The 24846-nt window shown below is 68.4% G+C and carries 24 protein-coding genes; 17 read left to right on the forward strand and 7 right to left on the reverse strand.

Annotation, left to right across the window (positions count from 1 at the left end; all coding sequences use genetic code 11):
• The first annotated feature begins 75 nt into the window (after positions 1-75).
• The 11 genes from CFB81_RS02740 (at position 76) to CFB81_RS02790 (ending at position 11334) form a co-directional block, all read left to right on the forward strand.
• Positions 76-975, forward strand: a complete 900-nt coding sequence (locus CFB81_RS02740) for an IclR family transcriptional regulator (RefSeq protein ID WP_011694140.1) — start codon at positions 76-78, stop codon at positions 973-975.
• A complete protein-coding gene (locus tag CFB81_RS02745; RefSeq protein WP_089434524.1) occupies positions 972-1997 on the forward strand; it encodes a 2-dehydro-3-deoxygalactonokinase in 1026 nt (341 codons plus the stop codon). The genes CFB81_RS02740 and CFB81_RS02745 overlap by 4 nt, the downstream gene beginning before the upstream one ends.
• Positions 1998-2019: 22 nt before the next feature.
• Positions 2020-2697 carry a 2-dehydro-3-deoxy-6-phosphogalactonate aldolase gene (locus CFB81_RS02750; protein WP_069616789.1) on the forward strand — a complete coding sequence of 226 codons (678 nt, stop codon included), beginning with the start codon at positions 2020-2022 and terminating at the stop codon, positions 2695-2697.
• Positions 2697-3476: an SDR family oxidoreductase gene (locus tag CFB81_RS02755; RefSeq protein ID WP_089435309.1), complete on the forward strand. Its 780-nt coding sequence runs from the start codon at positions 2697-2699 to the stop codon at positions 3474-3476. Before CFB81_RS02750 ends, CFB81_RS02755 begins: the two co-directional genes overlap by 1 nt.
• Positions 3477-3587: 111 nt before the next feature.
• Positions 3588-4583, forward strand: coding sequence for an arabinose ABC transporter substrate-binding protein (locus CFB81_RS02760; protein ID WP_069616787.1), 996 nt, complete (start codon positions 3588-3590; stop codon positions 4581-4583).
• 66 nt (positions 4584-4649) lie between these two features.
• Complete coding sequence (gene araG / locus CFB81_RS02765) at positions 4650-6161, forward strand: L-arabinose ABC transporter ATP-binding protein AraG (protein WP_069616786.1); 1512 nt, start codon at positions 4650-4652, stop codon at positions 6159-6161.
• Between the two features lie 88 nt (positions 6162-6249).
• On the forward strand, positions 6250-7266 hold the full coding sequence (gene araH / locus CFB81_RS02770; protein ID WP_089434525.1) for an L-arabinose ABC transporter permease AraH: 1017 nt from the start codon (positions 6250-6252) through the stop codon (positions 7264-7266).
• 22 nt (positions 7267-7288) lie between these two features.
• A complete protein-coding gene (locus tag CFB81_RS02775; protein ID WP_089434526.1) occupies positions 7289-8098 on the forward strand; it encodes an SDR family NAD(P)-dependent oxidoreductase in 810 nt (269 codons plus the stop codon).
• 49 nt (positions 8099-8147) lie between these two features.
• Entirely contained in the window at positions 8148-9209 is a 1062-nt protein-coding gene (locus CFB81_RS02780; RefSeq protein ID WP_069616783.1) for an aldose 1-epimerase, read from the forward strand.
• A 39-nt stretch (positions 9210-9248) separates the two neighbouring features.
• A complete protein-coding gene (gene pyrF, locus CFB81_RS02785; RefSeq protein WP_006483119.1) occupies positions 9249-10076 on the forward strand; it encodes an orotidine-5'-phosphate decarboxylase in 828 nt (275 codons plus the stop codon).
• 199 nt (positions 10077-10275) lie between these two features.
• Positions 10276-11334 carry a phosphorylcholine phosphatase gene (locus CFB81_RS02790; protein WP_089434527.1) on the forward strand — a complete coding sequence of 353 codons (1059 nt, stop codon included), beginning with the start codon at positions 10276-10278 and terminating at the stop codon, positions 11332-11334.
• A 37-nt stretch (positions 11335-11371) separates the two neighbouring features.
• Here CFB81_RS02790 and CFB81_RS02795 read toward each other — a convergent pair whose 3' ends face one another.
• From CFB81_RS02795 to thiL, 3 genes are read right to left on the reverse strand one after another with little or no spacing between them, the layout of a single operon-like run.
• Positions 11372-11872 (reverse strand): CinA family protein, encoded by a 501-nt coding sequence (locus tag CFB81_RS02795; RefSeq protein WP_069616781.1) that lies wholly within the window; start codon positions 11870-11872, stop codon positions 11372-11374.
• Between the two features lie 31 nt (positions 11873-11903).
• Positions 11904-12449, reverse strand: coding sequence for a phosphatidylglycerophosphatase A (locus CFB81_RS02800; protein WP_089434528.1), 546 nt, complete (start codon positions 12447-12449; stop codon positions 11904-11906).
• Positions 12439-13437 carry a thiamine-phosphate kinase gene (thiL, locus tag CFB81_RS02805; RefSeq protein ID WP_089434529.1) on the reverse strand — a complete coding sequence of 333 codons (999 nt, stop codon included), beginning with the start codon at positions 13435-13437 and terminating at the stop codon, positions 12439-12441. The genes CFB81_RS02800 and thiL overlap by 11 nt, the downstream gene beginning before the upstream one ends.
• Positions 13438-13571: 134 nt before the next feature.
• Here thiL and CFB81_RS02815 point away from each other — a divergent pair, with 134 nt between their 5' ends.
• The 3 genes from CFB81_RS02815 (at position 13572) to CFB81_RS02825 (ending at position 17302) form a co-directional block, all read left to right on the forward strand.
• On the forward strand, positions 13572-15914 hold the full coding sequence (locus tag CFB81_RS02815) for an NADP-dependent malic enzyme (RefSeq protein WP_282983324.1): 2343 nt from the start codon (positions 13572-13574) through the stop codon (positions 15912-15914).
• A gap of 376 nt (positions 15915-16290) precedes the next feature.
• Entirely contained in the window at positions 16291-16722 is a 432-nt protein-coding gene (locus CFB81_RS02820) for a ribonuclease domain-containing protein (protein WP_031398890.1), read from the forward strand.
• A gap of 16 nt (positions 16723-16738) precedes the next feature.
• Positions 16739-17302 (forward strand): barstar family protein, encoded by a 564-nt coding sequence (locus tag CFB81_RS02825; RefSeq protein ID WP_006476945.1) that lies wholly within the window; start codon positions 16739-16741, stop codon positions 17300-17302.
• A gap of 115 nt (positions 17303-17417) precedes the next feature.
• Here CFB81_RS02825 and CFB81_RS02830 read toward each other — a convergent pair whose 3' ends face one another.
• The 3 genes from CFB81_RS02830 to speE form a co-directional block, all read right to left on the reverse strand.
• Positions 17418-18185: a 16S rRNA (uracil(1498)-N(3))-methyltransferase gene (locus CFB81_RS02830; RefSeq protein ID WP_089435310.1), complete on the reverse strand. Its 768-nt coding sequence runs from the start codon at positions 18183-18185 to the stop codon at positions 17418-17420.
• Positions 18186-18202: 17 nt separating this feature from the next.
• Positions 18203-18619: a glyoxalase/bleomycin resistance/extradiol dioxygenase family protein gene (locus tag CFB81_RS02835; protein WP_089434531.1), complete on the reverse strand. Its 417-nt coding sequence runs from the start codon at positions 18617-18619 to the stop codon at positions 18203-18205.
• Positions 18620-18706: 87 nt separating this feature from the next.
• Positions 18707-19564: a polyamine aminopropyltransferase gene (gene speE / locus CFB81_RS02840; RefSeq protein WP_069616775.1), complete on the reverse strand. Its 858-nt coding sequence runs from the start codon at positions 19562-19564 to the stop codon at positions 18707-18709.
• A gap of 215 nt (positions 19565-19779) precedes the next feature.
• Here speE and tkt point away from each other — a divergent pair, with 215 nt between their 5' ends.
• Complete coding sequence (gene tkt, locus CFB81_RS02845) at positions 19780-21852, forward strand: transketolase (protein WP_069616774.1); 2073 nt, start codon at positions 19780-19782, stop codon at positions 21850-21852.
• 86 nt (positions 21853-21938) lie between these two features.
• Entirely contained in the window at positions 21939-22949 is a 1011-nt protein-coding gene (gap, locus tag CFB81_RS02850) for a type I glyceraldehyde-3-phosphate dehydrogenase (RefSeq protein WP_006476940.1), read from the forward strand.
• Between the two features lie 77 nt (positions 22950-23026).
• On the opposite strand, the gene CFB81_RS02855 is transcribed toward gap, so the two are convergent.
• A complete protein-coding gene (locus tag CFB81_RS02855; RefSeq protein ID WP_089434532.1) occupies positions 23027-23917 on the reverse strand; it encodes a LysR family transcriptional regulator in 891 nt (296 codons plus the stop codon).
• Positions 23918-24067: 150 nt separating this feature from the next.
• Between CFB81_RS02855 and CFB81_RS02860 the strand changes: the two genes are divergently transcribed.
• Positions 24068-24841: an SDR family NAD(P)-dependent oxidoreductase gene (locus tag CFB81_RS02860; protein WP_089434533.1), complete on the forward strand. Its 774-nt coding sequence runs from the start codon at positions 24068-24070 to the stop codon at positions 24839-24841.
• Positions 24842-24846 lie beyond the last annotated feature (5 nt).

Below are 24846 nucleotides of genomic sequence, written 5' to 3' on the forward strand. Positions count from 1 at the left end.
CCACGCCGCCGCACCGGACGCCGTTCCGGCGCCGCGCGAGCGGCTTCACCGATTCCGTTGAAGACGCCCCGTTCCATGACCAAGATGCCAGACTCCCTTGCCCTCGACGCCCGGCGCGCGATGCCGGCCGATACGTCGCTGACCGACAGCATCGGCGCGACCAGCACGCCGCTCGACCTCGCCGCGCAGCAGGCCGGCACGCAGACGCTGCTGCGCGGCCTCGCGATCCTCGAGGCGATCGCGAACGGCGCGCGCGACATGCGTGCGATCGGCGCCGCGCTCGGCACGACGCGCAGCACGACGCACCGTCTCGTCAGCAGCCTCGTGCAGGCGCGCTATCTGCGCCAGGTGCAGGGCGGCTACCTGCTCGGCCCGAAGCTGATCGAGCTCGGCACGATCGCGCTCGAGCAGATGCCGCTGACCGCGGTGGCGCGCCCGCATCTGGAAGCGCTCGCGGAAGCGACGCTCGACACGATCCATCTCGGCGTGCGCGACGGCGACGACGTGCTGTACATCGACAAGATTCCCGGCACGCGCGGCCTGGAGATGCGCTCGCGCGTCGGCCACCGGATGCCGCTCGCGTCGACCGGCATCGGCAAGGCGATGATGCTCGACCTCGATCCCGATCTGTGGCGCTCGCTGTTCGAAGCCGCGCGGCGCGCGCTGGCCGGCGTCAACTTCAAGCCCGACAACCGGCCCGAGACGAGCGCGTTCCTGCAGCGCATGGCCCATTACGCGGCCGGCGGCTATACGTTCGATCTCGAGGAAAACGAGGCATCGATCCGCTGCGTGGCCGCGCCGATCCGCGACGCGTCGGGTGCGATCGTCGCGGCGGTGTCGGTCGCGAGCACGATTCCGTACATGCCGCACGACCGCATGGACGAACTGATTCCGCTCGTGCAGCGCGAAGCGCGAGCCATTTCCGCGGAACTGGGCTGGAGCCCGCCGCAGGGTACCCGCAGGATCAAACGATGACGACTTCGACCCGGCCCGTTCCGGATGCCAGTTCCGCGTCCCCGTCGCTGATCGCGCTCGACTGGGGCACCACGTCGCTGCGCGCGTATCTGTACGACGCGCACGGCGTGCCGATCGATACGCGCAGCCGGGCGGCCGGCGTGATGCACGTGCCCGGCGGCGGCGCGCGCGGGTTCGACGCGGTGTTCGAGGAAGCGTGCGGCGACTGGCTCGACCGTACGCCCGGCCTGCCGGTGCTCGCCGCCGGGATGGTCGGCAGCGCGCAGGGCTGGCGCGAGGCGCCGTACGTCGCGGTGCCGGCCGGCGCCGACGCGCTCGTCGCGGGCCTCATCACGGTCACGACGGCGCGCGGCGCGACGGTCTCGATCGTGCCGGGCGTGATCGCGACGGGCGAATTGCCCGACGTGATGCGCGGCGAAGAAACGCAGATCGTCGGCGCGCTCGCGAGCGATCCGATGCTTGGCGCCGATCGTTCAGGGGTACTGATCGGCCTGCCGGGCACGCATGCGAAATGGGCGTGGGTGAAGGACGGGCTGATCGAACGCTTCCAGACCTTCATGACGGGCGAGCTGTTCGCGGTGCTGCGCGATCACACGATCCTCGGCCGCACGATGCGCGCGGGCGAATCGCCCGATCGCGCGGCGTTCCTGCGCGGCGTGGCGGTCGCACGCGGCGCGCAGCGCACGGGCCTGCTCGCGACGATTTTCAGCACGCGCACGCTGGGACTGACCGACCGGCTCGCCCCCGATGCGCAGGGTGACTACCTGTCCGGCCTGCTGATCGGCCATGAGCTCAACGCGCTCGACGCGATGCTCGCGGAGCGCGGCATCGCGCTCGCGGACCAGCCGCTGCTGCTGATCGGCGACGACGGTTTGTGTTCGCGCTACGTCGATGCGCTCCGGGTATTCGGTCATGCGCGTGCGCGTGTCGTCCCGCATGCGACCGAGCGCGGCCTGTGGCGGATCGCGTCGCGCGCCGGGCTCGTACGCGCGGACGGCGAGCCCGTCTGTGCCGACCAGTGAACTGCTTGAAGAGGAATTGCCGATGCCGTCCGACCTGACATTGCCCGCACCGTACACGCCCCACGCCGCATTGATGCGTGCGTTCGACGCGTGTCCGCTGATCGCGATCATGCGCGGCATCACGCCCGCCGAGGCGGCCGACCATGGCCGTGCGCTGTACGAAGCCGGCTTCCGGATCGTCGAGGTGCCGCTCAACTCGCCGGAGCCGTTCGACAGCATCGCGGCGCTGCGCCGTGCGCTGCCCGACGACATGATCGTCGGCGCGGGCACCGTGCTGCGCGCCGAGTACGTCGACCGCGTGCAGGACGCGGGCGGCGCGCTGATCGTGATGCCGCACGGCGACGCGGCCGTGATCCGCCGCGCACGCGAGCGCGGGCTGGCGAGCGCGCCGGGCGTCGCGACGCCGACCGAAGCGTTCGCGGCGCTGACGCATGGCGCCGACGTGCTGAAGATGTTCCCGGCCGAGCAGCTCGGCGTGATCGTCGTGAAGGCGTGGCGCGCGGTGATCGACCGCGCGGTGCCGCTGATTCCGGTCGGCGGAATTTCGCCGGACAACATGCAGCCGTTCCTCGACGCCGGCGCGAACGGCTTCGGGCTCGGCTCGGCGCTGTACCGCCCCGGCCAGTCGGCGGACACGACCGCGGCGAATGCGCGCGCGTTCCAGGCCGGCTTGCGCGCCGCACGCGGCGGAGCCGCATGATGGGCCGCCTCGCGGGCAAGGTTGCGATGGTGACGGGCGCGGGCCGCGGCATCGGCGCCGCGATCGCGCGTGCGTTCGTGCGCGAAGGCGCGGCCGTCGCGCTCGTCGATCTCGACTTTCCGCAGGCGCGGCACACGGCCGCCGCGATTGCACGTGAATGCGACGGCGCGCGCGTGCTGCCGCTGCACGCCGACGTCGCGCGGCAGCAGGCGGTGCGCGATGCGCTCGCGCAGACGGAAGCCGCGTTCGGCCCGCTCGACGTGCTCGTGAACAACGCGGGCATCAACGTGTTCGCCGATCCGCTGACGATGACCGACGACGACTGGCGCCGCTGCTTCGCGGTCGATCTCGACGGCGTGTGGCACGGCTGCCGCGCGGCGCTGGAGGGCATGGTCGAGCGCGGCCGCGGCAGCATCGTGAACATCGCGTCGACGCATGCATTCAGGATCATCCCGGGCTGCTTTCCATACCCCGTCGCGAAGCACGGCGTGCTCGGCCTCACGCGTGCGCTCGGTATCGAATACGCGGCGCGCAACGTACGCGTGAACGCGATCGCGCCGGGCTACATCGAGACGCAACTGACGCGCGACTGGTGGGACGCGCAGCCCGATCCGGCCGCCGCGCGTGCCGAGACGCTCGCGCTGCAGCCGATGAAGCGGATCGGGACACCGGAGGAGGTCGCGATGACGGCCGTGTTTCTCGCGTCCGACGAGGCGCCGTTCATCAATGCCGCGTGCATCACCGTCGACGGCGGGCGCGCGGCGCTGTATCACGACTGACACAAGTGACGTAACGATTCGAAAGACCGCACGTGCGACGGCCGCGCGCACGCTGCGTCGAAACCAACAAGCGGCTGCATCCTGTTCGATGAAAACAAGGAGACACTGGAGATGAAACGCAGAACGTTCGTAACGCTGGCCGCCGCGGCCGCGGTGGTGATGGGCAGCCCGGTCGCGCACGCGGCCGACCCGGTCAAAATCGGCTTCCTCGTGAAGCAGCCGGAAGAGCCGTGGTTCCAGGACGAGTGGAAATTCGCCGAGATCGCCGCGAAGCAGAAGGGCTTCACGCTCGTGAAGATCGGCGCGCCGTCTGGCGAGAAGGTGATGAGCGCGATCGACAACCTGTCCGCGCAGAAGGCGCAAGGCTTCATCATCTGCACGCCCGACGTGAAGCTCGGGCCGGGCATCGTCGCGAAGGCGAAGTCGCACAACCTGAAGATGATGACGGTCGACGACCGCCTCGTCGACGGCGCGGGCAAGCCGATCGAGTCGGTGCCGCACATGGGGATTTCCGCGTACAACATCGGCAAGCAGGTCGGCGACGGCATCGCGGCCGAGATCAAGAAGCGCGGCTGGGACATGAAGGACGTCGGCGCGATCGACATCACCTACGAGCAGCTGCCGACCGCGCACGACCGCACGAGCGGCGCGACCGACGCGCTGGTCGCCGCCGGCTTCCCGAAGGCGAACGTGGTCGCGGCGCCGCAGGCGAAGACCGACACCGAGAACGCGTTCAACGCGGCGAACATCGCGCTCACGAAGAACCCGCAGTTCAAGCACTGGGTCGCGTACGGCCTGAACGACGAGGCCGTGCTCGGCGCGGTGCGCGCGGCCGAAGGGCGCGGCTTCAAGGCCGACAACATGATCGGCATCGGCATCGGCGGTTCCGATTCGGCGTTGAACGAGTTCAAGAAGCCGCAGCCGACGGGCTTCTACGGCACCGTGATCATCAGCCCGAAGCGCCACGGCGAGGAAACCTCGGACCTGATGTACACGTGGATCACGCAGGGCAAGGCGCCGCCGCCGTTGACGCTGACGACGGGCATGCTCGCGACGCGCGACAACGTGTCGAAGGTGCGCGAGGAGATGGGGCTCGCGTCGAAGTAAGCGGCCCGCCGGCTGCCGCGCGACGCGGCGGCCGGCGGTCGATGGATCTGGAAGTGGGGAGACGACGTGTCAGCGGCACTGCGTTTTGACAATATCGGCAAGGTATTTCCCGGCGTGCGCGCACTCGACGGCATTTCGTTCGACGTGCATGCAGGGGAGGTGCATGGCCTGATGGGCGAGAACGGCGCGGGCAAGTCGACGCTGTTGAAGATTCTCGGCGGCGAATACCAGCCCGATGCGGGCAGCGTGCTGGTCGACGGCCAGCCCGTGCAGTTCGCGAATGCGGCCGCGTCGATCGCGGCCGGCATCGCGGTGATTCACCAGGAGTTGCAGTACGTGCCCGACCTGACGGTCGCGGAGAACCTGTTGCTCGGCCGCCTGCCGAATGCGTTCGGCTGGGTCAGGAAGCGCGAGGCGAAGCGTTACGTGCGCGAGCGGCTCGCCGAGATGGGCGTGGACCTCGATCCCGACGCGCGGCTCGGGCGGCTGTCGATCGCGCAGCGGCAGATGGTCGAGATCTGCAAGGCGCTGATGCGCAATGCGCGCGTGATCGCGCTCGACGAACCGACGAGCTCGCTGTCGCATCGCGAGACGGAAGTGCTGTTCAAGCTGGTCGACGATCTGCGCGCGCAAGGCCGCGCGCTGATCTACATCTCGCACCGGATGGACGAGATCTACCGGCTGTGCGATGCATGCACGATCTTTCGCGACGGGCGCAAGATCGCGTCGCACGAAGCGCTGGCCGACGTGCCGCGCGAGCGGCTCGTCGCCGAAATGGTCGGGCGCGAGATCGCGGACATCTACCATTACGCGCCGCGCGCGCTCGGCGACGTGCGGTTCTCCGCCGAAGGCGTCGACGGCCCGGCATTGCGCGAACCCGCCAGCTTCTCGGTGCGCGCGGGCGAGATCGTCGGCTTCTTCGGGCTCGTCGGCGCGGGCCGCAGCGAGCTGATGCGGCTCGTGTACGGCGCGGACCGCCGGCGCGCGGGCGTGCTGACGCTCGACGGCAAGCGCATCGACGTGAAGCGCACCGGCGACGCGATCCGCCACGGCATCGTGCTGTGCCCCGAGGACCGCAAGGAAGAAGGGATCATCGCGATCGCGTCGGTCGCGGAGAACATCAACATCAGCTGCCGCCGCCATTCGCTGCGCGCGGGGCTCTTCATCAACGGCAAGACCGAAAGCGAAACGGCCGATCGCTTCATCCAGCGGCTGAAGATCAAGACGCCGAACCGGCGGCAGAAGATCCGCTTCCTGTCGGGCGGCAACCAGCAGAAGGCGATCCTGTCGCGCTGGCTCGCGGAGCCCGACCTGAAGGTCGTGATCCTCGACGAGCCGACGCGCGGGATCGACGTCGGCGCGAAGCACGAGATCTACGACGTGATCTACCGGCTCGCGGAGCGCGGCTGCGCGATCGTGATGGTGTCGTCGGAACTGCCGGAAGTGCTCGGCGTGTCCGACCGCATCGTCGTGATGCGCGAAGGCCGGATCGCCGGCGAGCTGCCGCGCGCCGAGGCGAACGAGCACGCGGTGCTGAACCTCGCGCTGCCGCAGACGAGCGCGGTCGAGGCGGCCTGACGCGGCCGGCTACGTCCGGACAAGCCCGGGACATTCGAATCGAACACGCGCGGCGCGGGCCGCGCGATGCAGGAGCAGGAGACACATCATGCAAGCCAACGAAAACCTTGCCAGCGCCGCCGTGAAGCCGTCGGCCGACGCGCTGGTGCCACAGCAGAGCGACCGCCAGAAGTGGTGGCAGCATCTGACCGAATACAGCCTGATCGCGATCTTCGCGGTGATGTTCATTACGATGTCGCTGACCGTCGATCACTTCTTCTCGATCGACAACATGCTCGGCCTCGCGCTGTCGATCTCGCAGATCGGCATGGTCGCGTGCACGATGATGTTCTGTCTCGCGTCGCGCGACTTCGACCTGTCGATTGGCTCGACCGTCGCGTTCTCGGGCGTGCTGTGCGCGATGGTGCTGAACGCGACCGACAACACGTTCGTCGCGATCGTCGCCGCGGTCGCGGCCGGCGCCGCGATCGGCTTCGTGAACGGCGCGGTGATCGCGTACCTGCGGATCAACGCGCTGATCACCACGCTCGCGACGATGGAAATCGTGCGCGGGCTCGGCTTCATCGTGTCGAAGGGGCAGGCGGTCGGCGTGTCGTCGGATACGTTCATCGCGCTCGGCGGGCTGTCGATGTTCGGCGTGTCGCTGCCGATCTGGGTCACGCTGCTGTGCTTCATCGGGTTCGGCGTGCTGCTGAACCAGACCGTCTATGGCCGCAACACGCTCGCGATCGGCGGCAACCCGGAAGCATCGCGGCTCGCGGGGATCAACGTCGAACGCACGCGCGTATACATTTTCCTGATCCAGGGCGCGGTGACCGCGCTCGCGGGCGTGATCCTCGCGTCGCGCATCACGTCGGGCCAGCCGAACGCCGCGCAAGGCTTCGAGCTGAACGTGATCTCCGCGTGCGTGCTCGGCGGCGTGTCGCTGATGGGCGGCCGCGCGACCATCTCGGGCGTCGTGATCGGCGTGCTGATCATGGGCACCGTCGAGAACGTGATGAACCTGCTGAACATCGACGCGTTCTACCAGTACCTGGTGCGCGGCGCGATCCTGCTCGCGGCCGTGCTGCTCGACCAGCTGAAGAATCGCGGCGTACGCGACTGACGAATCCACGGAGACGATCCGCATGACCATCGACACATCAGTGCAGGGCACGCACACGGCGGCGAGCGACGCGCGCTTCGCGCGCTACCCGAGCCTCGAGGATCGCGCGGTGCTGATCACGGGCGGCGCGACCGGCATCGGCGCGTCGTTCGTCGAGCACTTCGTCGAACAGGGCGCGCGCGTCGCGTTCGTCGACCTCGACGCGGCGGCCGGCGCCGCGCTGGCCGAACGCCTCGCGCACGTGCGTCATGCGCCGCTGTTCCTGTCCTGCGACCTGACCGACGTCGACGCGCTGCGCGGCGCGATCGACGCGATCCGCGCGCGCATCGGCGCGATCGCGGTGCTCGTGAACAACGCGGCGAACGACGCACGCCATGCGATCGGCGACGTGACGCCCGCGTCGTTCGACGCGGGCATCGCGGTGAACCTGCGCCACCAGTTCTTCGCCGCGCAGGCGGTGATCGACGACATGAAGCGCCAGGGCGGCGGCGCGATCATCAATCTCGGCTCGATCAGCTGGATGCTGAAGAACGGCGGCTATCCCGTCTACGTGATGGCGAAGGCGGCCGTGCAGGGCCTGACGCGCGGCCTCGCGCGCGATCTCGGCCCGTTCGGCATCCGCGTGAATTCGCTGGTGCCCGGCTGGGTGATGACCGACAAGCAGCGCCGGCTGTGGCTCGACGACGCGGGCCGCGCGGCGATCAAGGCCGGCCAGTGCATCGACGCCGAACTGCTGCCCGCCGACCTCGCGCGGATGGCGCTGTTTCTCGCGGCCGACGACAGCCGGATGATCACCGCGCAGGACGTGATCGTCGACGGCGGCTGGGCCTGACCGCTCGCACGACCTGCATCGTTTCTTCGACGAAGGAAAGGAGCTCACCATGACCGCCACGTCCTCGCGCGCATCGTCGTCCGCCAGCCAGTCGCGCCGCGCGCGCCTGGCCGCCGCCGCCCAGCCGGTCAGCCCCGGCCCGCAGACGGCCGTGTTCGCGCAGGGCGTCGGCGCCGCGCCCGCGGCGGTCGTCACGCTGTCGAACGCGTCGCTGCGGCTCGACGTGCTGCCGCACCTCGGCGGCGGCATCGCGCGCTTCGACTGGCGCGGCGACAACGGCGTGCTGATGCCGGTGTTCCGCCGTTGCGAACACCCGGAGACGGCGACGGACCCGAACGAGCTCGCGTGCTATCCGCTGCTGCCGTACTCGAACCGGATCGGCGACGGACGCTTCGAATGCGACGGGCGCAAGGTCGCGGTGCCGCGCAACCGCCGCGACGAGCCGCTGCCGATCCACGGCGACGGCTGGCTCGCGCCGTGGCAGGTGGACGAGGCGACCGACACGTCGCTGCAACTGTCGCTCGACCGCGCCGCCGGCGCGCCGTACGCGTTCCGCGCGATCCAGTCGTTCGAACTCGACGACGCGACGCTGTCGATCGCGCTGACGATCGAGAACGCGGGCCGCGCGCGGCTGCCGTTCGGGCTCGGCGTGCATCCGTTCCTCGTGCGCGATGCGGTGACGGAGCTGGCCGCGGCGGCGGGCGGGCTGTGGTTGTCGGGCGCCGATTTCCTGCCGGTGCGGCACGTCAGCGTGCCGCCGGCCTGGCAGTTCGGGGTCGCGTATCCGCTGCCGGCCGCGCTCGTCAATCACGCGTTCACCGGCTGGGGCGGCCACGCGACGGTGAGCTGGCCGCGCCGTCGGCTGTCGTTGACCGTCGCGGCCGACGCCGACGCGTACGTGCTCTATACGCCGCCGGGCGAGGATTTCTTCTGCTTCGAGCCGGTCGATCATCCGATCAATGCGGTGAACCTGCCGGGCGGCGCGACCGCGCACGGAATGACGCTGCTCGCGCCCGGCGAGCGGCTCACGCGGCGTTTCGCGTTTACCGTCGGGCGCACCGATGCGCGCAGCAATGCCGCGACGCGCGGGGGACGCCGGCGACACGGGTAAAATACGCGGTCTACCAACGGTTTGCCGCGAGTACCCGCCATGTCTTCCCCGCTTACTTTCATTGAATCGCTGCGCGCCGCGTGGCAGCGCACGAATTCGCTGCTGTGCGTCGGCCTCGATCCCGAGCCGTCGCGCTTTCCCGTGCAGTTCGACGGCCAGCCCGACGCGATCTTCGAATTCTGCCGGCAGATCGTCGACGCGACCGCGCCGTACGCGAGCGCGTTCAAGCCGCAGATCGCGTACTTCGCCGCGCATCGCGCGGAAGACCAGCTCGAGCGGCTGATCGCGCATATCCATCTCCAGCATCCGGGCCTGCCCGTGATCCTCGACGCGAAGCGCGGCGACATCGGCAGCACGGCCGAGCAGTACGCGCGCGAAGCGTTCGAGCGCTATCGCGCGGACGCCGTCACGGTGAACCCGTACATGGGCTACGACTCGGTCGAGCCGTACTTCGAGCATGAAGGCAAGGGCGTGATCGTGCTGTGCCGCACGTCGAACCCGGGCGGCTCGGACCTGCAGTTCCTCGATACGAACGGGCGGCCGCTGTACCAGGTCGTCGCCGATCTCGCGGCGAACAAGTGGAATGCGAAGAACGGCCAGCTCGGCCTCGTGGTCGGCGCGACGTTCCCGAAGGAAATCGAGATCGTGCGCGGGATCGTCGGCGACATGCCGCTCTTGATCCCGGGCATCGGCGCGCAGGGCGGCGACGTGCAGGCGACCGTCAACGCGGGCCGCACGGCCGACGGCACGGGGATGATGATCAACTCGTCGCGTGCGATCCTGTACGCGAGCAAAGGCGAGGATTTCGCCGAAGCCGCGGCGCTCGCCGCGCAGAAGACGCGCGACACGATCAACGCGCATCGCTGAAATACGGGCCGCCCACGCCGGGCGGCCTTCGATCGCCGCGCCCGCGTCCGCGGGCCGCGCGCTTTTGTCGCGTGGTCGCCGTCCTGGCGCACGCGAACAATTTCCCGTCGCTTCCGTACCGCACGTGCGCAATTTAGTCGCGCCATGCTGCCGTTTGTCATCGATTCGTCACAAAAATGTCAAGAAAAGGAGCGACGCCATGCCCAAGCTGTCCCGCCGTCTTCTGAGCGCGTTCGCCGCGTCGCTGTGCATGACGTTCGCCCATGCGGCCGACCTGTCGCACTGGCCCGCCGACAGCGCGAAGGCGCTGAACGCGATGATCGCCGCGCACGCGAACCGCGGCGACTACGCGGTGTTCGACGCCGACAACACGACCTACCGCTACGACCTCGAGGAAGCGCTGCTGCCGTATCTCGAGAACCGCGGCGTGCTGACGCGCGATTCGCTCGACCCGTCGCTGAAGCTGATCCCGTTCAAGGATTCCGCCGACTACAAGGAATCGCTGACGAGCTACTACTACCGGCTGTGCGAGATCGACGATCTGGTCTGCTATCCGTGGATCGCGCAGGCGTTCGCCGGGCAGTCGCTCGCCGACCTGAAGCGCCACATCGACGCGATGCTCGCCGACGGCAAGCCGATCCCGATCCGCTACTGGCAGGGCGACAAGGTCGTCGACGGCACGGTGAACCCGCCGCGCTTCTTTCGCGGAATGCAGGAGCTGTACAACGCGCTGCGCGAGAACGGCATCGACGTCTACGTGATGACGGCCGCGCACGAGGAACTCGCGCGGCTCGTGCTGGCCGACCCGAAGTACGGCTACAACGTGAAGCCGCAGAACGTGATCGGCGTGACGACGCTGCTGCGCAACCCGGCGACCGGCGCGCTGACGACGTCGCGGCTGCAGATCAAGGCCGGCAAGTACGACGAGGCCGCGAACCGCAATCTCGTGATCACGCCGTTCCTGATGAACCCGATGACGTGGTACGAAGGCAAGCTCGGTTCGATCGTCGGCTGGATCGACCAGTGGAAGAAGCCGGTGCTCGTCGCGGGCGACACGCCGACGTCCGACGGCTACATGCTGCTGAACGCGACCGACGTCGCGCGCGGCGGCGTGCGCGTGTGGGTCAACAAGAAGGACAAGCAGATGACGCAGATCCGCGCGTGGTCGGACGAATCGGCCGCGAAGCAGAAGGCGCTCGGGCTGCCGGTGACGGCGGACAAGAACTGGATCGTCGTGAAGCCCGACGCGATTCAGTAAGCGAGCAGGAAGGGCGCGGCACGCGCGCCCGGCCCGATCAGCGTTCGCGTTCGTCGAGCAGCTTCAGCAGCCCGCGCAGCGCATGCGCGGCCGCCTGCGTGCGGATCTGTTCGCGGTCGCCCTTGAACACCAGCGTTTCGACGTCGGTATGCAGCCGGTTGCTCCAGCCGAACGATACGGTGCCGACCGGCTTCTTCTCGCTGCCGCCACCGGGGCCCGCGATGCCGGTGACGGACAGCGCGACCTGCGCGCGGCTGTTGCGCAGCGCGCCTTCGGCCATCGCGCGCGCGACGGGTTCGCTGACCGCGCCGTGCTTGTCGATCAGGTCGGACGGCACGCCGATCATCTCGATCTTGGCCTGGTTCGAGTACGTGACGAAGCCGCGCTCGAACCACTGGCTGCTGCCGGAAATGTCGGTGATCGCCGCGGCGATCATGCCGCCGGTGCAGGATTCGGCGGTGGCGAGCGTCAGGTGCTCGTCACGCAGCTTGTTGCCTGCGCGGATCGCAAGCTGATGGACGACGGAATCGGTTGGCATGCGCGTCGGGAAACGGAAGTCGGGAAATCGGTCAGCCGGCGACCGAGCGCCACAGCGCGATCACCAGCAGCGTCATGAACGCGGCGACGAGGTCGTCGACCATGATGCCGAGCCCGCCTTTCAGGCGGCGGTCGAAGTAGCGGATCGGCGGCGGCTTCAGCATGTCGAAGAAGCGGAACGCGACGAACGCCCACAGCTGGCCGACGAAGGTCGCGGGCGTGACGAACAGCATCACGAGCCAGATCGCGACGATCTCGTCCCAGACGACGGCGCCCGGGTCGGACACGCCGGCCTTCTTCGCGGTGAAACCGGTGATCCAGGTGCCCGCCACGAAGCCGACGGCGATCAGGGCCCACCATTCGGGCACCGTCAGGTAGCGATTGAGCACGACGAACGTGAGCCAGCCGAACAGCGAGCCGAACGTGCCGGGCATGATCGGCGCGAGCCCGCTGCCGAAGCCTAGCGACACGATATGCGCGGGGTGCGACAGCATGAAGCGGGCCGTCGTGCGGGTCGGCGCGGGCGGCGCGGCGCCGGGCTCGGCCGCGGCGTGCGCGGGCGTCGGATCAGTCTGCATGGAAGTGGTCGAAACCGTGCAACGTGAGAGCGAGGGGCGCGCCGGCGGCGTCGCGCCACGCGATGGCGGGTTGCGCCGACGGCGCGGACAACGCGTGTATTGTACCGATTCGCGTGACCGGCACGCCGGCCGCGGCGCCCGCCGCTTCGACCGCCGCGCGGGCCGCCACCGGCGCCGTGAAGCACAGTTCGTAGTCGTCGCCGCCGGCCAGCGTGCAGCGGCGCTGCACGTCGGCCGGCAGCGTCGCGAGCGCGGCCGAGCGCGGCACCGCGTCGGCGTCGATCTCGGCGCGCACGTTCGAGCGCGTCAGGATGTGCTGGAGATCGCCGGCGAGGCCGTCGGAGAGATCGAGCGCCGCGTGCGCGACGCCCGCGAGCGCGAGCCCCAGCGCGACGCGCGGCTCCGGACGCTCGAGCGCGCGCCGGAATGCGGCGGCCTCATCCACGCCGGCCGTCCATTCGCCGCGAGCGACGCCGAGCCCCGCGCGCGCATCGCCGAGCGTGCCGGACACCCACACGTCGTCGCCTTCGCGCGCGGCATCGCGCCGCAGCGCCGCGTCGGGCGCGACTTCGCCGAACACGGTCACGCACAGGTTCAGCGGCCCGCTCGTCGTGTCGCCGCCGATCAGTTCGCAGCCGTATCGTTCGGCCAGCGCGAACAGGCCGTTGCTGAACGCCTCGAGCCACGCCGCGTCGGCGCGCGGCAGCGCGCATGCGAGCGTGAAGGCGCGCGGCGCGGCGCCCATCGCGGCGAGGTCCGACAGATTGACCGCGAGCGTCTTGTGGCCGAGCGCGTCCGGCGCGACATCGGGGAAGAAGTGGCGGCCCTCCACCAGCATGTCCGTCGAAATGGCCAGCAATTTCCCGGATCGGGGCGCGATCAGCGCGCAATCGTCGCCGATGCCGAGCGTCGACGCGCGGGCGCCCTGCGCGGCGCGGCGCGTGAAGAAGCGTTCGATCAGCGAGAACTCGGAGAGGGCGGCTGGCACGGCGGGCGATCCGAAACGATTGAAGGAACGGCATTGTACGAGGCGGGCGGCGGCGCTTCTGCACCATCCAGACCATTTTTGTCGCGGCCGTCGCACCCGAATCGCCGGTCTGGCGGCCAATGATTGGCGCTACAATGCCGTCGAACAGTTATTCTAATCCGCCCGTCAAGAGACACATGTCCACCCAAGCCTCCTCCAAAGCCAAGCTCCGCGAAGCCGCGCTCGACTATCACGAATTTCCGACCCCCGGCAAAATCGCGATCGCCCCGACCAAGCAGATGATCAACCAGCGCGACCTCGCGCTCGCGTATTCGCCGGGCGTGGCGTTCGCGTGCGAGGAGATCGTCGAGAATCCGCTGAACGCGGCGCGCTTCACCGCGCGCAGCAACCTGGTCGGCGTCGTGACGAACGGCACGGCGGTGCTCGGTCTCGGCAACATCGGCCCGCTCGCGTCGAAGCCGGTGATGGAAGGCAAGGCCGTGCTGTTCAAGAAGTTCGCGGGCATCGACGTGTTCGACATCGAGCTGAACGAGTCGGACCCGCACAAGCTCGTCGACGTGATCGCCGCGCTGGAGCCGACCTTCGGCGGGATCAACCTCGAAGACATCAAGGCGCCGGACTGCTTCATCGTCGAGCGCGAAGCGCGCAAGCGGATGAAGATCCCGGTGTTCCACGACGACCAGCACGGCACCGCGATCGTCGTGGCCGCGGCCGTCACGAACGGCCTGAAGGTCGTCGGCAAGGACATCAAGAAGGTCAAGCTCGTGGCGTCCGGCGCGGGCGCGGCCGCGCTCGCGTGTCTCGACCTGCTGGTCGACATCGGCCTGCCGCTCGAGAACATCACGGTGACCGACCTGGCCGGCGTGGTCTACAAGGGCCGCACCGAGCTGATGGATCCGGACAAGGAGCGTTTCGCGCGCGAAACCGACGCCCGCACGCTGGCCGAAGTGATCGACGGCGCGGACATCTTCCTCGGCCTGTCGGCCGCGGGCGTGCTGAAGCAGGAGATGGTGAAGGGCATGGCCGAGCGCCCGCTGATCCTCGCGCTCGCGAACCCGACGCCGGAAATCCTGCCGGAACTCGCGCTCGAAGTGCGCCCGGACGCGGTGCTGGCCACCGGCCGCACCGACTACCCGAATCAGGTCAATAACGTCCTGTGTTTCCCGTTCATCTTCCGCGGCGCGCTCGACGTCGGCGCGACGACGATCACGCGTGAAATGGAGATCGCGGCCGTCAATGCGATCGCCGAACTCGCGCAGCACGAGCAGAGCGACATCGTCGCGACCGCGTACGGTATCCAGGATCTGTCGTTCGGGCCCGAATACCTGATTCCGAAGCCGTTCGATCCGCGCCTGATCGTGAAGATCGCGCCGGCCGTCGCGCAGGCCGCGATGGACGGCGGTGTCGCGACGCGCCCGATCGAGGACATGGAGGCGTACCGCGTCCATCTGCAGCAGTTCGTGTATCACAGCGGCACGACGATGAAGCCGATCTTCCAGATCGCGCGCGCCGCGCCGGAAGAGAAGAAGCGCGTCGTGTTCGCGGAAGGCGAAGAAGAGCGCGTGCTGCGCGCCGTTCAGATCATCGTCGACGAAAAACTCGCGAAGCCGATCCTGATCGGCCGCCCGTCGGTGATCGAGCATCGTATCCAGCGCTACGGCCTGCGCCTCACGCCCGGCACCGATTTCACGGTCGTCAACACTGAGCACGACGAGCGCTACCGCGACTTCTGGCAGACGTACCACAAGATGATGGCGCGCAAGGGCATCAGCGAGCAGCTCGCGCGCGTCGAAATGCGTCGCCGCACGACGCTGATCGGCTCGATGCTGGTGAAGAAGGGCGAAGCGGACGGGATGATCTGCGGCACGATCAGCACCACGCACCGCCACCTGCACTTCATCGACCAGGTGATCGGCAAGCGTCCGGGCTGCAGCGTGTACGCGGCGATGAACGGCCTCGTGCTGCCGGGCCGCCAGATCTTCCTCGTCGATACGCACGTGAACGTCGATCCGACCCCGGAGGAGCTGGCCGAGATCACGATCATGGCCGCGGAAGAAGTGCGCCGCTTCGGCATCGAACCGAAGGTCGCGCTGCTGTCGCATTCGAATTTCGGCACGAGCAATGCCCCTTCGGCGAAGAAGATGCGCGATACGCTCGCGATCCTGCAGGAAACCGCGCCGGAGCTGAAGGTGGACGGCGAAATGCACGGCGACGTCGCGCTCGATGCGGCGTTGCGCAAGGAAATCCTGCCGGAATCGACGCTCGAAGGCGACGCGAACCTGCTGATCCTGCCGAACATCGACGCCGCGAACATCGCATACAACCTGCTGAAGACGGCCGCGGGCAACAACATCGCGATCGGGCCGATCCTGTTGGGCGCCGCGGAGCCGGTGCACGTGCTGACCGAATCGGCGACCGTTCGTCGCATCGTCAACATGGCGGCGCTGCTGGTCGCCGACGTCAACGCCGCGCGCTGAGCCGAAACAACCTCGCGGTGCCGGTCGACCCGGTGCCGTGCGTCGGGCGAAATGTAAACAAAGGCAAAAAGAGGCGTGCCCGCAATGGGCACGCCGCGGGCAGGGCGCAACCGCGCTTCCCATAAGCAACAGCAGCATCGCTCCACCCCGGGTAATAGAGTGCGGCAAGGAGGCAGGGTCTTGCCATACGAGCGATGCCGCCCGCATTTTATCTCATGTAAGATAAATGTAGTGTAATTTCGGTAAGAAATACGGAATAACGGGTGTCGCGGGGCTTTCGATTCCCAAACGGACATTGATTCGCGCGGCCAATAACGCTACGCTAACGCCTTTGTTGGTCGTCAACTACTTGATTTAACAGCGGGAACCCTGGTTCATGGCACGCAAGTGGCTCCGCAACGGCGCGCTCGCGTCCGTCTTCGCGATGTTCGCGATGGGTATCGTCGGCACGCCGACGGGCAGTCTGGTTTCCGCCGCTTACGCACGGGAGGCCGTTCCGGCCGACGTGGCCGCGAGCGGGCTCGATACGATCCCGACCGCCCGTCTTCCGCGCGAGGCCGTGACCACGCTGGGCCTGATCGGCGCCGGCGGCCCCTATCCGTACGAGAAAGACGGCGTGGTGTTCGGCAATCGCGAGCGGATCCTGCCGAAGGCGAAGCGCGGCTACTACCATGAGTACACGGTGCCGACGCCGCGTGCGCGCAATCGCGGCGCGCGCCGGATCGTCTGTGGCGGGCCGTTGCGCCGGATCGACAACTGTTATTACACGGGCGACCACTACAACAGTTTTAAACGTATTGTTGAATGACTTCGGGACGAATGGCATGAGCGACTCCATCTACGCGCACGATACGGCGGCGGCGGAACTGTTCGCGGCCGGCGACGGCAATCTGTTTCAGCGTGTGATTCAGCTGCACGCGGCGGCGCAGGCCGGCGGCACGCCGGAGCAACAGGAAGCCGAGCCCGGGCTTTCATCGAACGAGGAGCCTATGAGCCTTTTCACGACCGTGCGACCCAATCTCGTGCAGTCGATCCGCGCGTTCCGCGTGCAGGATCTCGCCGACGAAGCCGGTCGGCTCGGCCAGCATTTCCTGTATGCGTATTGCGGCGCCGCGCAGTCGAAGCAGGAAGTCATGGAAACGATCGCGACCTCGTTCCTGTTTCCGAAGCATTTCGGGAAGAACTACGACGCGCTGTACGACTGCCTCACCGACCTGGTCGCGAAGGCCGGCGCGCAGCCCGGCTTCGTGATCGTCCTGGAAGGGCTGCCGATCGCGCAGAAATTCGACAAGGAAGGGCGCGAAACGCTGCTCGACGTGTTCCGCGAGGCGGCCGAATTCTGGGCCGAGCGCAAGGTCGCGTTCCGCGTGTTCTACTCGTTCGCGTAAGCGCCCGGTCGGCCCGCGCGGCCGATTCGGCGATTCGGTAACAAGCCCGCTTCGAGCGGGCTTTTTTGCGTGTGCGATTCGCGCTCGGCTGCATGGCGCGACGCGCTGACGCGCGTCACCACCCGCCCCAGCGCGCCGCCAGCGCCGCGAGCACGGCCGCGCCGGCCGTCTCGGTGCGCAGCACACGCGGCCCGAGCGACAGCGCGGTGAACCCGCGCGCGCGGGCCGCATTTTCCTCGTCGGGCGACAGCCCGCCTTCGGGCCCGATCAGCAGCGTGACGGCCGCCGCGGGCGGCGCGTCGGGCAGCGACGCGAACGGGATGCTCGCGCGCGGGGACAGCAGCAGCCGCAGTTCGCCGTCGGCCGGCGCGGCCGGCAGCGCATCGAGCCACGCGTTGAACCCGGCGACCGGCACGACGTCGGGCACGCGGTTGCGTCCGCATTGCTCGCACGACGCGCGCACGACGCCGCGCCAGTGCGCGACGCGCTTGTCCGCCCGTTCGCCGGACAGCTTCACGACCCCGCGCGCGGTCGACAGCGGTACGAGCGCCGCGACGCCGAGCTCGACGGCCTTCTCGATCACCCAGTCCATCTTGTCGCCGCCGGCGATCCCCTGCGCGAGCGTCACGCGATAGGGCGGCTCGGCCTCGACGGGCTCGAACGTATCGATCTGCGCGAGCGCGCTGCGCTTGTCGAGCTCGACGAGTCGTGCGCGGTACTGGCCGCCCGTGCCGTCGAACAACGCGAGCACGTCGCCCGGCTGCAGGCGCAGCACCTGCACGTGGCGCGCGACGTCGGCCGGCAAGGCGAGCGTGGCGTCGGCGCGCAGCGCGGCGTCGACGAAAAAGCGCGGCACGGCCGCGGTGGTGGTGGCTTCATTCATGCGTGTGGCGGTTTCGGTCATGCGTCGAGACGGCACCCGAGCGCCCAGCGGTAGCCGTCGAGATCCTCGATCTGCGCGAACCGGTCGCCCCAGAACTGGTCCTGCGGCGCGCTCAGCGATTTCGCGCCCGCATCGAGCGCGCGCTGCCAGGTGGCGTCGACGTCGTCGACATACAGATAGAACGATTGCGGCGCGGTGGCGTTCGCGCGCTTCGGCGTGAGCGCGGGCGAACCGAACGCGCCTTCGGGCGCGAACATCACGATCAACTGGCCGCGATAGGCCATCTCGACGTGCATGATCGCGCCGTCCTCGTCGTGCACGTCGCGTACGGTGAAGCCGAATGCGGCCTTGAAGAACTCGATGGCCGTGCGCGCGTTGCGTACGGCCAGGTAGGGCGTCAACCAAGGCACGTTGGCCGGACGTGGATCGGTCATGAAAATCTCCTGTTGCACGGTGTCGGCGCGTCGGCGCCTGCGCCGGTCTCATGCTGGAACAATGGAACGTTGCGGCCGTCCGGATGTTCAGCGGCGAACGCCCAGTGTATCGCGCAGCGCGCGCGGCAGGGTAAAGAGGGACGCATGCAGCCGCGCATCGTAATAGCGCAAGCCGCCGACGCGGCGGGCCGCGAGCCGGTCGTCGACGTCGTGCGCGAACAGCGCGGCCGCATCGAGCGTGTCGCTCGCGATCGCCATCAGCCACTGCGAGCCGTACAGCGGCACGTGCGCGGACAGCAGATCGACGACCGCGAAGCTCGCGCGCAGGTCGTCGAGCAGCGCGGCGATGCGCGCGGCATGGAACACCGGCGAGCCGAGATGCATCGAGATCGCGCCGCAGCGCGTGAGGATCCGCTTGAGCCGCGCGTAGAACGCACGCGTATAGAGGCCGGCCGCCGGCGAATCGGGCGGCGTGAGGTCGAACACGACGAGATCGAAATGTTCGACCGTCGATTCGACGAAATGCGCGGCGTCGCCGATCACGACCTCGACGCGCGGGTCGTCGAGCGCGCCCTGGTGCACGTCGTCGAGATAGCGGCGCGCCATCCCGACCACCTCGTCGTCGAGTTCGGCGATCACGATCCGCTCGATGCACGCGTGCTTGAGCAACTGGCGGGCGGCGCCGCCGTCGCCGCCGCCGAGCACGAGCGCCTTCCTCGGGCACGGATGCGCGAGCGCGGCCGGGTGCGTCATGCACTCGTGATAGACGAACTCGTCGCCGACCGACGTCATCGGCCGGCCGTCCAGCGTAAACAGCCGGCCGAGCTGCGGCGTTTCCCAGACCTCGATCTGCTGGTGCGCGGATGCGACGTGCGCGAGCCGCCGCGCATTCGGGAAGCCGTAGGTGGCGTCGGGCGTCGGGTGAAAGAGAAGGGTGGTGCTCACGGGCGGGCCGCTGGGGCAGGGAGTTCCGACGCCTGAATTATAGGAGGCGGGCGGTTTGACGGAAAACCGTGCCGGAACACTATGCGCCGACAAGGGAAATGTCGGCCCATCTGTTAAAATGACGAGCTTTGCAGCCCCGTCCGTTGGCTCCGTCCGCTTCGCGTCCGTCAGGCGCCGCACCGCGCGCCGGGAACGATTGACGCTCGAGCTTCCGGATGCCGCCGTGCCCCCGTTTCCTCGACTCGTTCTCCGGACTCGACATGACGACTTCGTCTCCCGCCTCCACCACCCTGATGGCCAACGCGATCCGTGCGCTCGCGATGGACGCCGTCCAGCAAGCGAACTCCGGCCACCCCGGCATGCCGATGGGCATGGCCGAAATCGGCGTCGCGCTGTGGTCGCGCCATCTGAAGCACAACCCGACGAACCCGCACTGGGCCGACCGCGACCGTTTCGTGCTGTCGAACGGTCATGGCTCGATGCTGCTGTACTCGCTGCTGCACCTGACCGGCTACGACCTGCCGATCGAAGAGCTGAAGAACTTCCGCCAGCTGCACTCGAAGACGCCGGGCCACCCGGAATACGGGATCACGCCGGGCGTCGAGACGACCACCGGCCCGCTCGGCCAGGGTCTCGCGAACGCGGTCGGCATGGCGCTCGGCGAAGCGCTGATGGCCGACGAGTTCAATCGTGACGGCGCGAAGATCGTCGATCACCACACGTACGTGTTCCTCGGCGACGGCTGCCTGATGGAAGGCATCTCGCACGAAGCCTGCTCGCTCGCGGGCACGCTGAAGCTGAACAAGCTGATCGCGCTGTACGACGACAACGGCATCTCGATCGACGGCGACGTCGTGAACTGGTTCCACGACGACACGCCGAAGCGCTTCGAAGCGTACGGCTGGAACGTGATCCCGAACGTGAACGGCCACGACGTCGACGCGGTCGACGCAGCCATCGCGAAGGCGAAGCTGTCGGACAAGCCGACGCTGATCTGCTGCAAGACGGTGATCGGCAAGGGCGCGGCCACGAAGGCCGGCGGCCACGACGTGCACGGCGCGGCGCTCGGCGCGGAAGAAATCGCGAAGACGCGCGCGGCGCTCGGCTGGACCTGGGAGCCGTTCGTGATTCCGCAGGAAGTCTATGCGGCATGGGACGCGAAGGAAGCCGGCAAGCGCGCGGAGTCCGAATGGGACGCGACGTTCGCCGCCTATCGCGCGAAGTTCCCGGCAGAAGCCGCCGAATTCGAGCGCCGGATGGCCAACAAGCTGCCGGCCGACTGGGCCGAGAAGGCTGCCGCTATCATCGCCGGCGCGAACGAGCGCGCCGAGACGGTCGCGACCCGCAAGGCGTCGCAGCAGGCGATCGAAGGGCTCGCCGCCGCGCTGCCCGAGCTGCTCGGCGGCTCGGCCGACCTGACCGGCTCGAACCTGACCAACTGGAAGGCGTCGAAGGCGGTGCGCGCGAATCCGGAAGGCGCGGGCGTGCTGCTCGGCAACCACATCAACTACGGCGTGCGCGAATTCGGCATGAGCGCCGCGATCAACGGCCTCGCGCTGCACGGCGGCCACAAGCCGTTCGGCGGCACGTTCCTGACGTTCTCCGACTACAGCCGCAACGCGCTGCGCGTGGCCGCGCTGATGAAGGTGCCGTCGATCTTCGTGTTCACGCACGATTCGATCGGCCTCGGCGAAGACGGCCCGACGCACCAGTCGATCGAGCACGTGTCGAGCCTGCGCCTGATCCCGAACCACGACGTCTGGCGTCCGGCCGACACGGTCGAGACGGCCGTCGCGTGGACCCACGCGGTCGCCGCCGACCGCCCGTCGAGCCTGATCTTCAGCCGCCAGAACCTCGCGTTCAACCCGCGTACCGATGCGCAGATCGCCAACATCGAGAAGGGCGGTTACGTGCTGAAGGACTGGGATGAAGAGATCGTCGCGCGCAAGATCATCCTGATCGCGACGGGCTCGGAAGTCGAACTCGCGATGAAGGCCGTCGAGCCGCTCGCGCAGCAGGGCATCGCGGCGCGCGTCGTGTCGATGCCGTCGACCAACGTGTTCGACCGCCAGGACGCCGAATACCGCGAACGCGTGCTGCCGCACGGCGTGCGCCGCGTCGCGATCGAAGCGGGCGTGACGAGCTTCTGGCACAAGTACGTCGGCCTCGAAGGCGGCGTCGTCGGGATCGACACGTTCGGCGAATCGGCGCCGGCCGGCGTGCTGTTCAAGTACTTCGGCTTCACCGTCGAACACGTCGTCGAGACGGCCAAGGCCGTGCTGGCCTAAAAGCATGTGCGGCGCGCGCCACCCGTTGCGCGCGTCGCCCCGTGAAGCTGCACGAAACGAATTTTTTCAGCCATCAGGAGATAACCATGACGATTCGCGTCGCAATCAACGGCTACGGCCGTATCGGCCGCAACACGCTGCGCGCGTTCTATGAAAACGGCAAGAAGCACGATCTCGAGATCGTCGCGATCAACGACCTGGGCGATGCGAAGACCAACGCGCACCTGACCCAGTACGACACCGCGCACGGCAAGTTCCCGGGCGAAGTGTCGGTCGACGGCGACTACCTCGTCGTGAACGGCGACAAGATCCGCGTGCTGGCGAACCGCAACCCGGCCGAACTGCCGTGGGGCGAGCTGGGCGTCGACGTCGTGATGGAGTGCACGGGCTTCTTCACGACGAAGGAAAAGGCGAGCGCGCACCTGAAGGGCGGCGCGAAGAAGGTGATCATCTCGGCGCCGGGCGGCAAGGACGTCGACGCGACGATCGTCTACGGCGTGAACCACGACGTGCTGAAGGCCGAGCACACCGTCATCTCGAACGCATCGTGCACGACGAACTGCCTCGCGCCGCTCGTCAAGCCGCTGAACGACAAGATCGGCCTCGAAACCGGCCTGATGACGACGATCCACGCGTACACGAACGACCAGGTGCTGACGGACGTCTATCACGAAGACCTGCGCCGCGCGCGTTCGGCCACGCACAGCCAGATCCCGACGAAGACGGGTGCCGCATCCGCCGTCGGCCTCGTGCTGCCGGAACTGAACGGCAAGCTCGACGGCTACGCGATCCGCGTCCCGACGATCAACGTATCGATCGTCGACCTGTCGTTCATCGCGAAGCGCGACACGACGGTCGAGGAAGTCAACGCGATCATGAAGGAAGCATCGGAAGGCGCGCTGAAGGGTATCCTCGGCTACAACGACGCACCGCTGGTGTCGATCGACTTCAACCACAACCCGGCTTCGTCGACGTTCGACGCGACGCTGACCAAGGTGTCGGGCCGCCTCGTGAAGGTGTCGAGCTGGTACGACAACGAGTGGGGCTTCTCGAACCGCATGCTCGATACGGCAATCGCATTCGCGAACGCGAAGTAATCGTGCACGTCGCGCGGCCGCCGGAAGGCGGCCGGCGTGGCGAACGAACCCGGCCCGGGGTTTCCCGGCCGGGTTTTTTATTGCCTGGCGTTCGCCGTCACGTGCTCGATCGCATCGACGAAAGCCCGCTTCAGCGGGCTGTCGAGATCGGTCCACGCGAGCCCGATGCCGCTGCGGTGACCGGCCAGATCGAGCGGCCGCGCGAGCACGTTCGGCGGCAGCGCGCTCGCCGCCTGCGCCGGGATCAGCCCGATCCCCATTCCCGCCGCGACGAGCGCGAGCATCGTCGTGAACTCGCCGAACTCCTGCGCGATCTCGAGCGTCGTGCCTGCGCGGCTCAGCGCGAGCAGCATGTCGTCGTGAAAGCCCGGCGCGTAGCGGCGCGCGAGCACGAACGTGGGGTGGCCGCGCAGGTCGGCCGGCGCGATCGTGTCGCGCGCGGCGAGCGGATGCTCGAGCGGCAGTGCGACGACGAACCCTTCCTCGAGCACCACGCGCGTGTCGATACCCGGATACGCGGCCGGCAGCCGGACCATCCCGAAATCGATCCGCCGGTCGCGCAGCGCGGCGATCTGGTCGGGCGTCGGCATGTCCTTCAGTTCGAGCGCGATCAGCGGATAGTGCTCGCGCATCGTGCGCAGCACCGCCGGCAGCAGCGCCGGCAAGACCGACGACACGAACGCGATCCGCAGCGTACCGATTTCGCCGCGGCTCGACAGCCGCGCCGTCTGTTCCGCGCGCGCAGCCTGCTGCAGCGTCGCCCGCGCTTCGGGCAGGAACACGCGCCCGGTGTCGCTCAGCTCGACCTTGTGCCGGTCGCGCTCGAACAGGCGCGCGCCGAGCTCCGCCTCGAGCGCCTTGATCTGCATGCTCAGCGCGGGCTGCACGATGCACAGGCGCTGCGCGGCGCGCCCGAAATGCAGCTCTTCCGCGAGCGTGACGAAGGCGCGCAATTGCTTGAGTTCCATGGGCGGGGGCATCAACGAAGACGGTAATCAATTTTCATGATAACCGGATCAAAAAAGACCATTGGCGTGGACCCGGCCGGCGGCCGAAGATACCGTCACGCGAGACCGGCCGCGACGGGCAGCCGGCTCGACTGGCACGAGGAGACATCCATGACCCACGCGCTTGACCGGTTCCGCCTCGACGGCCGCCGCGCGCTGATTACCGGTTCCGGCCGCGGGATCGGGCTGACGCTCGCCCGCGGGCTCGCGGAAGCCGGGGCGGCAATCGTCATCAACGATCGCAATGAAGAGAAGGCCGCGACGCTCGCGCGCCAGTTCCGCGACGAAGGCTTCGCGGCCGACCACGCGATGTTCGACGTGGCCGAGCACGCGCAGGTACGCGCGGCGGTCGACGATTTCGAGGCGCGCGTCGGCGCGATCGACATCCTGGTGAACAACGCCGGCATCCAGCGGCGCGCGCCGCTCGACGCATTCGACCCGGACGACTGGCATGCGCTGATGCGCGTGAACCTCGACGGCGTGTTCAACGTCGCGCAGGCCGTCGCGCGGCACATGATCGCGCGCGGCCGCGGCAAGATCATCAACATCTGCTCGGTGCAGAGCGAGCTCGCGCGGCCGACGATCGCGCCGTACGCGGCGACCAAGGGCGCGGTGCGGATGCTGACCAAAGGGATGTGCGCGGACTGGGCGCGCCACGGTATCCAGGCGAACGGGCTCGCGCCCGGTTATTTCGAAACCGAACTGAATCGCGCGCTGGTCGACGACGCAGCGTTTTCGGACTGGCTGTGCAAGCGCACGCCGGCCGGCCGCTGGGGGCAGGTCGACGAGCTGTGCGGCGCGGCGATCTTTCTCGCGTCGGCCGCATCCGATTTCGTGAACGGCCAGACGCTGTTCGTCGATGGCGGGCTGACGAGCGCTGTCTGACAAGG

It is taken from the genome of Burkholderia sp. AU28863, from assembly GCF_002223195.1.
In the GTDB taxonomy this organism is placed as follows: domain Bacteria; phylum Pseudomonadota; class Gammaproteobacteria; order Burkholderiales; family Burkholderiaceae; genus Burkholderia; species Burkholderia sola.

Coding starts and splice junctions, on each gene's coding strand:
- CFB81_RS02815 (WP_282983324.1), top strand. CDS start 13,572: ATGCCGTCGAACAGTTATTCTAATCCGCCCGTCAAGAGACACATGTCC.
- CFB81_RS02820 (WP_031398890.1), top strand. CDS start 16,291: ATGGCACGCAAGTGGCTCCGCAACGGCGCGCTCGCGTCCGTCTTCGCG.
- CFB81_RS02825 (WP_006476945.1), top strand. CDS start 16,739: ATGAGCGACTCCATCTACGCGCACGATACGGCGGCGGCGGAACTGTTC.
- CFB81_RS02860 (WP_089434533.1), top strand. CDS start 24,068: ATGACCCACGCGCTTGACCGGTTCCGCCTCGACGGCCGCCGCGCGCTG.
- CFB81_RS02780 (WP_069616783.1), top strand. CDS start 8,148: ATGACCGCCACGTCCTCGCGCGCATCGTCGTCCGCCAGCCAGTCGCGC.
- CFB81_RS02755 (WP_089435309.1), top strand. CDS start 2,697: ATGGGCCGCCTCGCGGGCAAGGTTGCGATGGTGACGGGCGCGGGCCGC.
- CFB81_RS02750 (WP_069616789.1), top strand. CDS start 2,020: ATGCCGTCCGACCTGACATTGCCCGCACCGTACACGCCCCACGCCGCA.
- CFB81_RS02745 (WP_089434524.1), top strand. CDS start 972: ATGACGACTTCGACCCGGCCCGTTCCGGATGCCAGTTCCGCGTCCCCG.
- araH (WP_089434525.1), top strand. CDS start 6,250: ATGCAAGCCAACGAAAACCTTGCCAGCGCCGCCGTGAAGCCGTCGGCC.
- CFB81_RS02760 (WP_069616787.1), top strand. CDS start 3,588: ATGAAACGCAGAACGTTCGTAACGCTGGCCGCCGCGGCCGCGGTGGTG.
- pyrF (WP_006483119.1), top strand. CDS start 9,249: ATGTCTTCCCCGCTTACTTTCATTGAATCGCTGCGCGCCGCGTGGCAG.
- CFB81_RS02830 (WP_089435310.1), bottom strand. CDS start 18,185: ATGAATGAAGCCACCACCACCGCGGCCGTGCCGCGCTTTTTCGTCGAC.
- CFB81_RS02775 (WP_089434526.1), top strand. CDS start 7,289: ATGACCATCGACACATCAGTGCAGGGCACGCACACGGCGGCGAGCGAC.
- gap (WP_006476940.1), top strand. CDS start 21,939: ATGACGATTCGCGTCGCAATCAACGGCTACGGCCGTATCGGCCGCAAC.
- tkt (WP_069616774.1), top strand. CDS start 19,780: ATGCCGCCGTGCCCCCGTTTCCTCGACTCGTTCTCCGGACTCGACATG.
- CFB81_RS02835 (WP_089434531.1), bottom strand. CDS start 18,619: ATGACCGATCCACGTCCGGCCAACGTGCCTTGGTTGACGCCCTACCTG.
- CFB81_RS02795 (WP_069616781.1), bottom strand. CDS start 11,872: ATGCCAACCGATTCCGTCGTCCATCAGCTTGCGATCCGCGCAGGCAAC.
- CFB81_RS02855 (WP_089434532.1), bottom strand. CDS start 23,917: ATGGAACTCAAGCAATTGCGCGCCTTCGTCACGCTCGCGGAAGAGCTG.
- CFB81_RS02800 (WP_089434528.1), bottom strand. CDS start 12,449: ATGCAGACTGATCCGACGCCCGCGCACGCCGCGGCCGAGCCCGGCGCC.
- CFB81_RS02740 (WP_011694140.1), top strand. CDS start 76: ATGACCAAGATGCCAGACTCCCTTGCCCTCGACGCCCGGCGCGCGATG.
- CFB81_RS02790 (WP_089434527.1), top strand. CDS start 10,276: ATGCCCAAGCTGTCCCGCCGTCTTCTGAGCGCGTTCGCCGCGTCGCTG.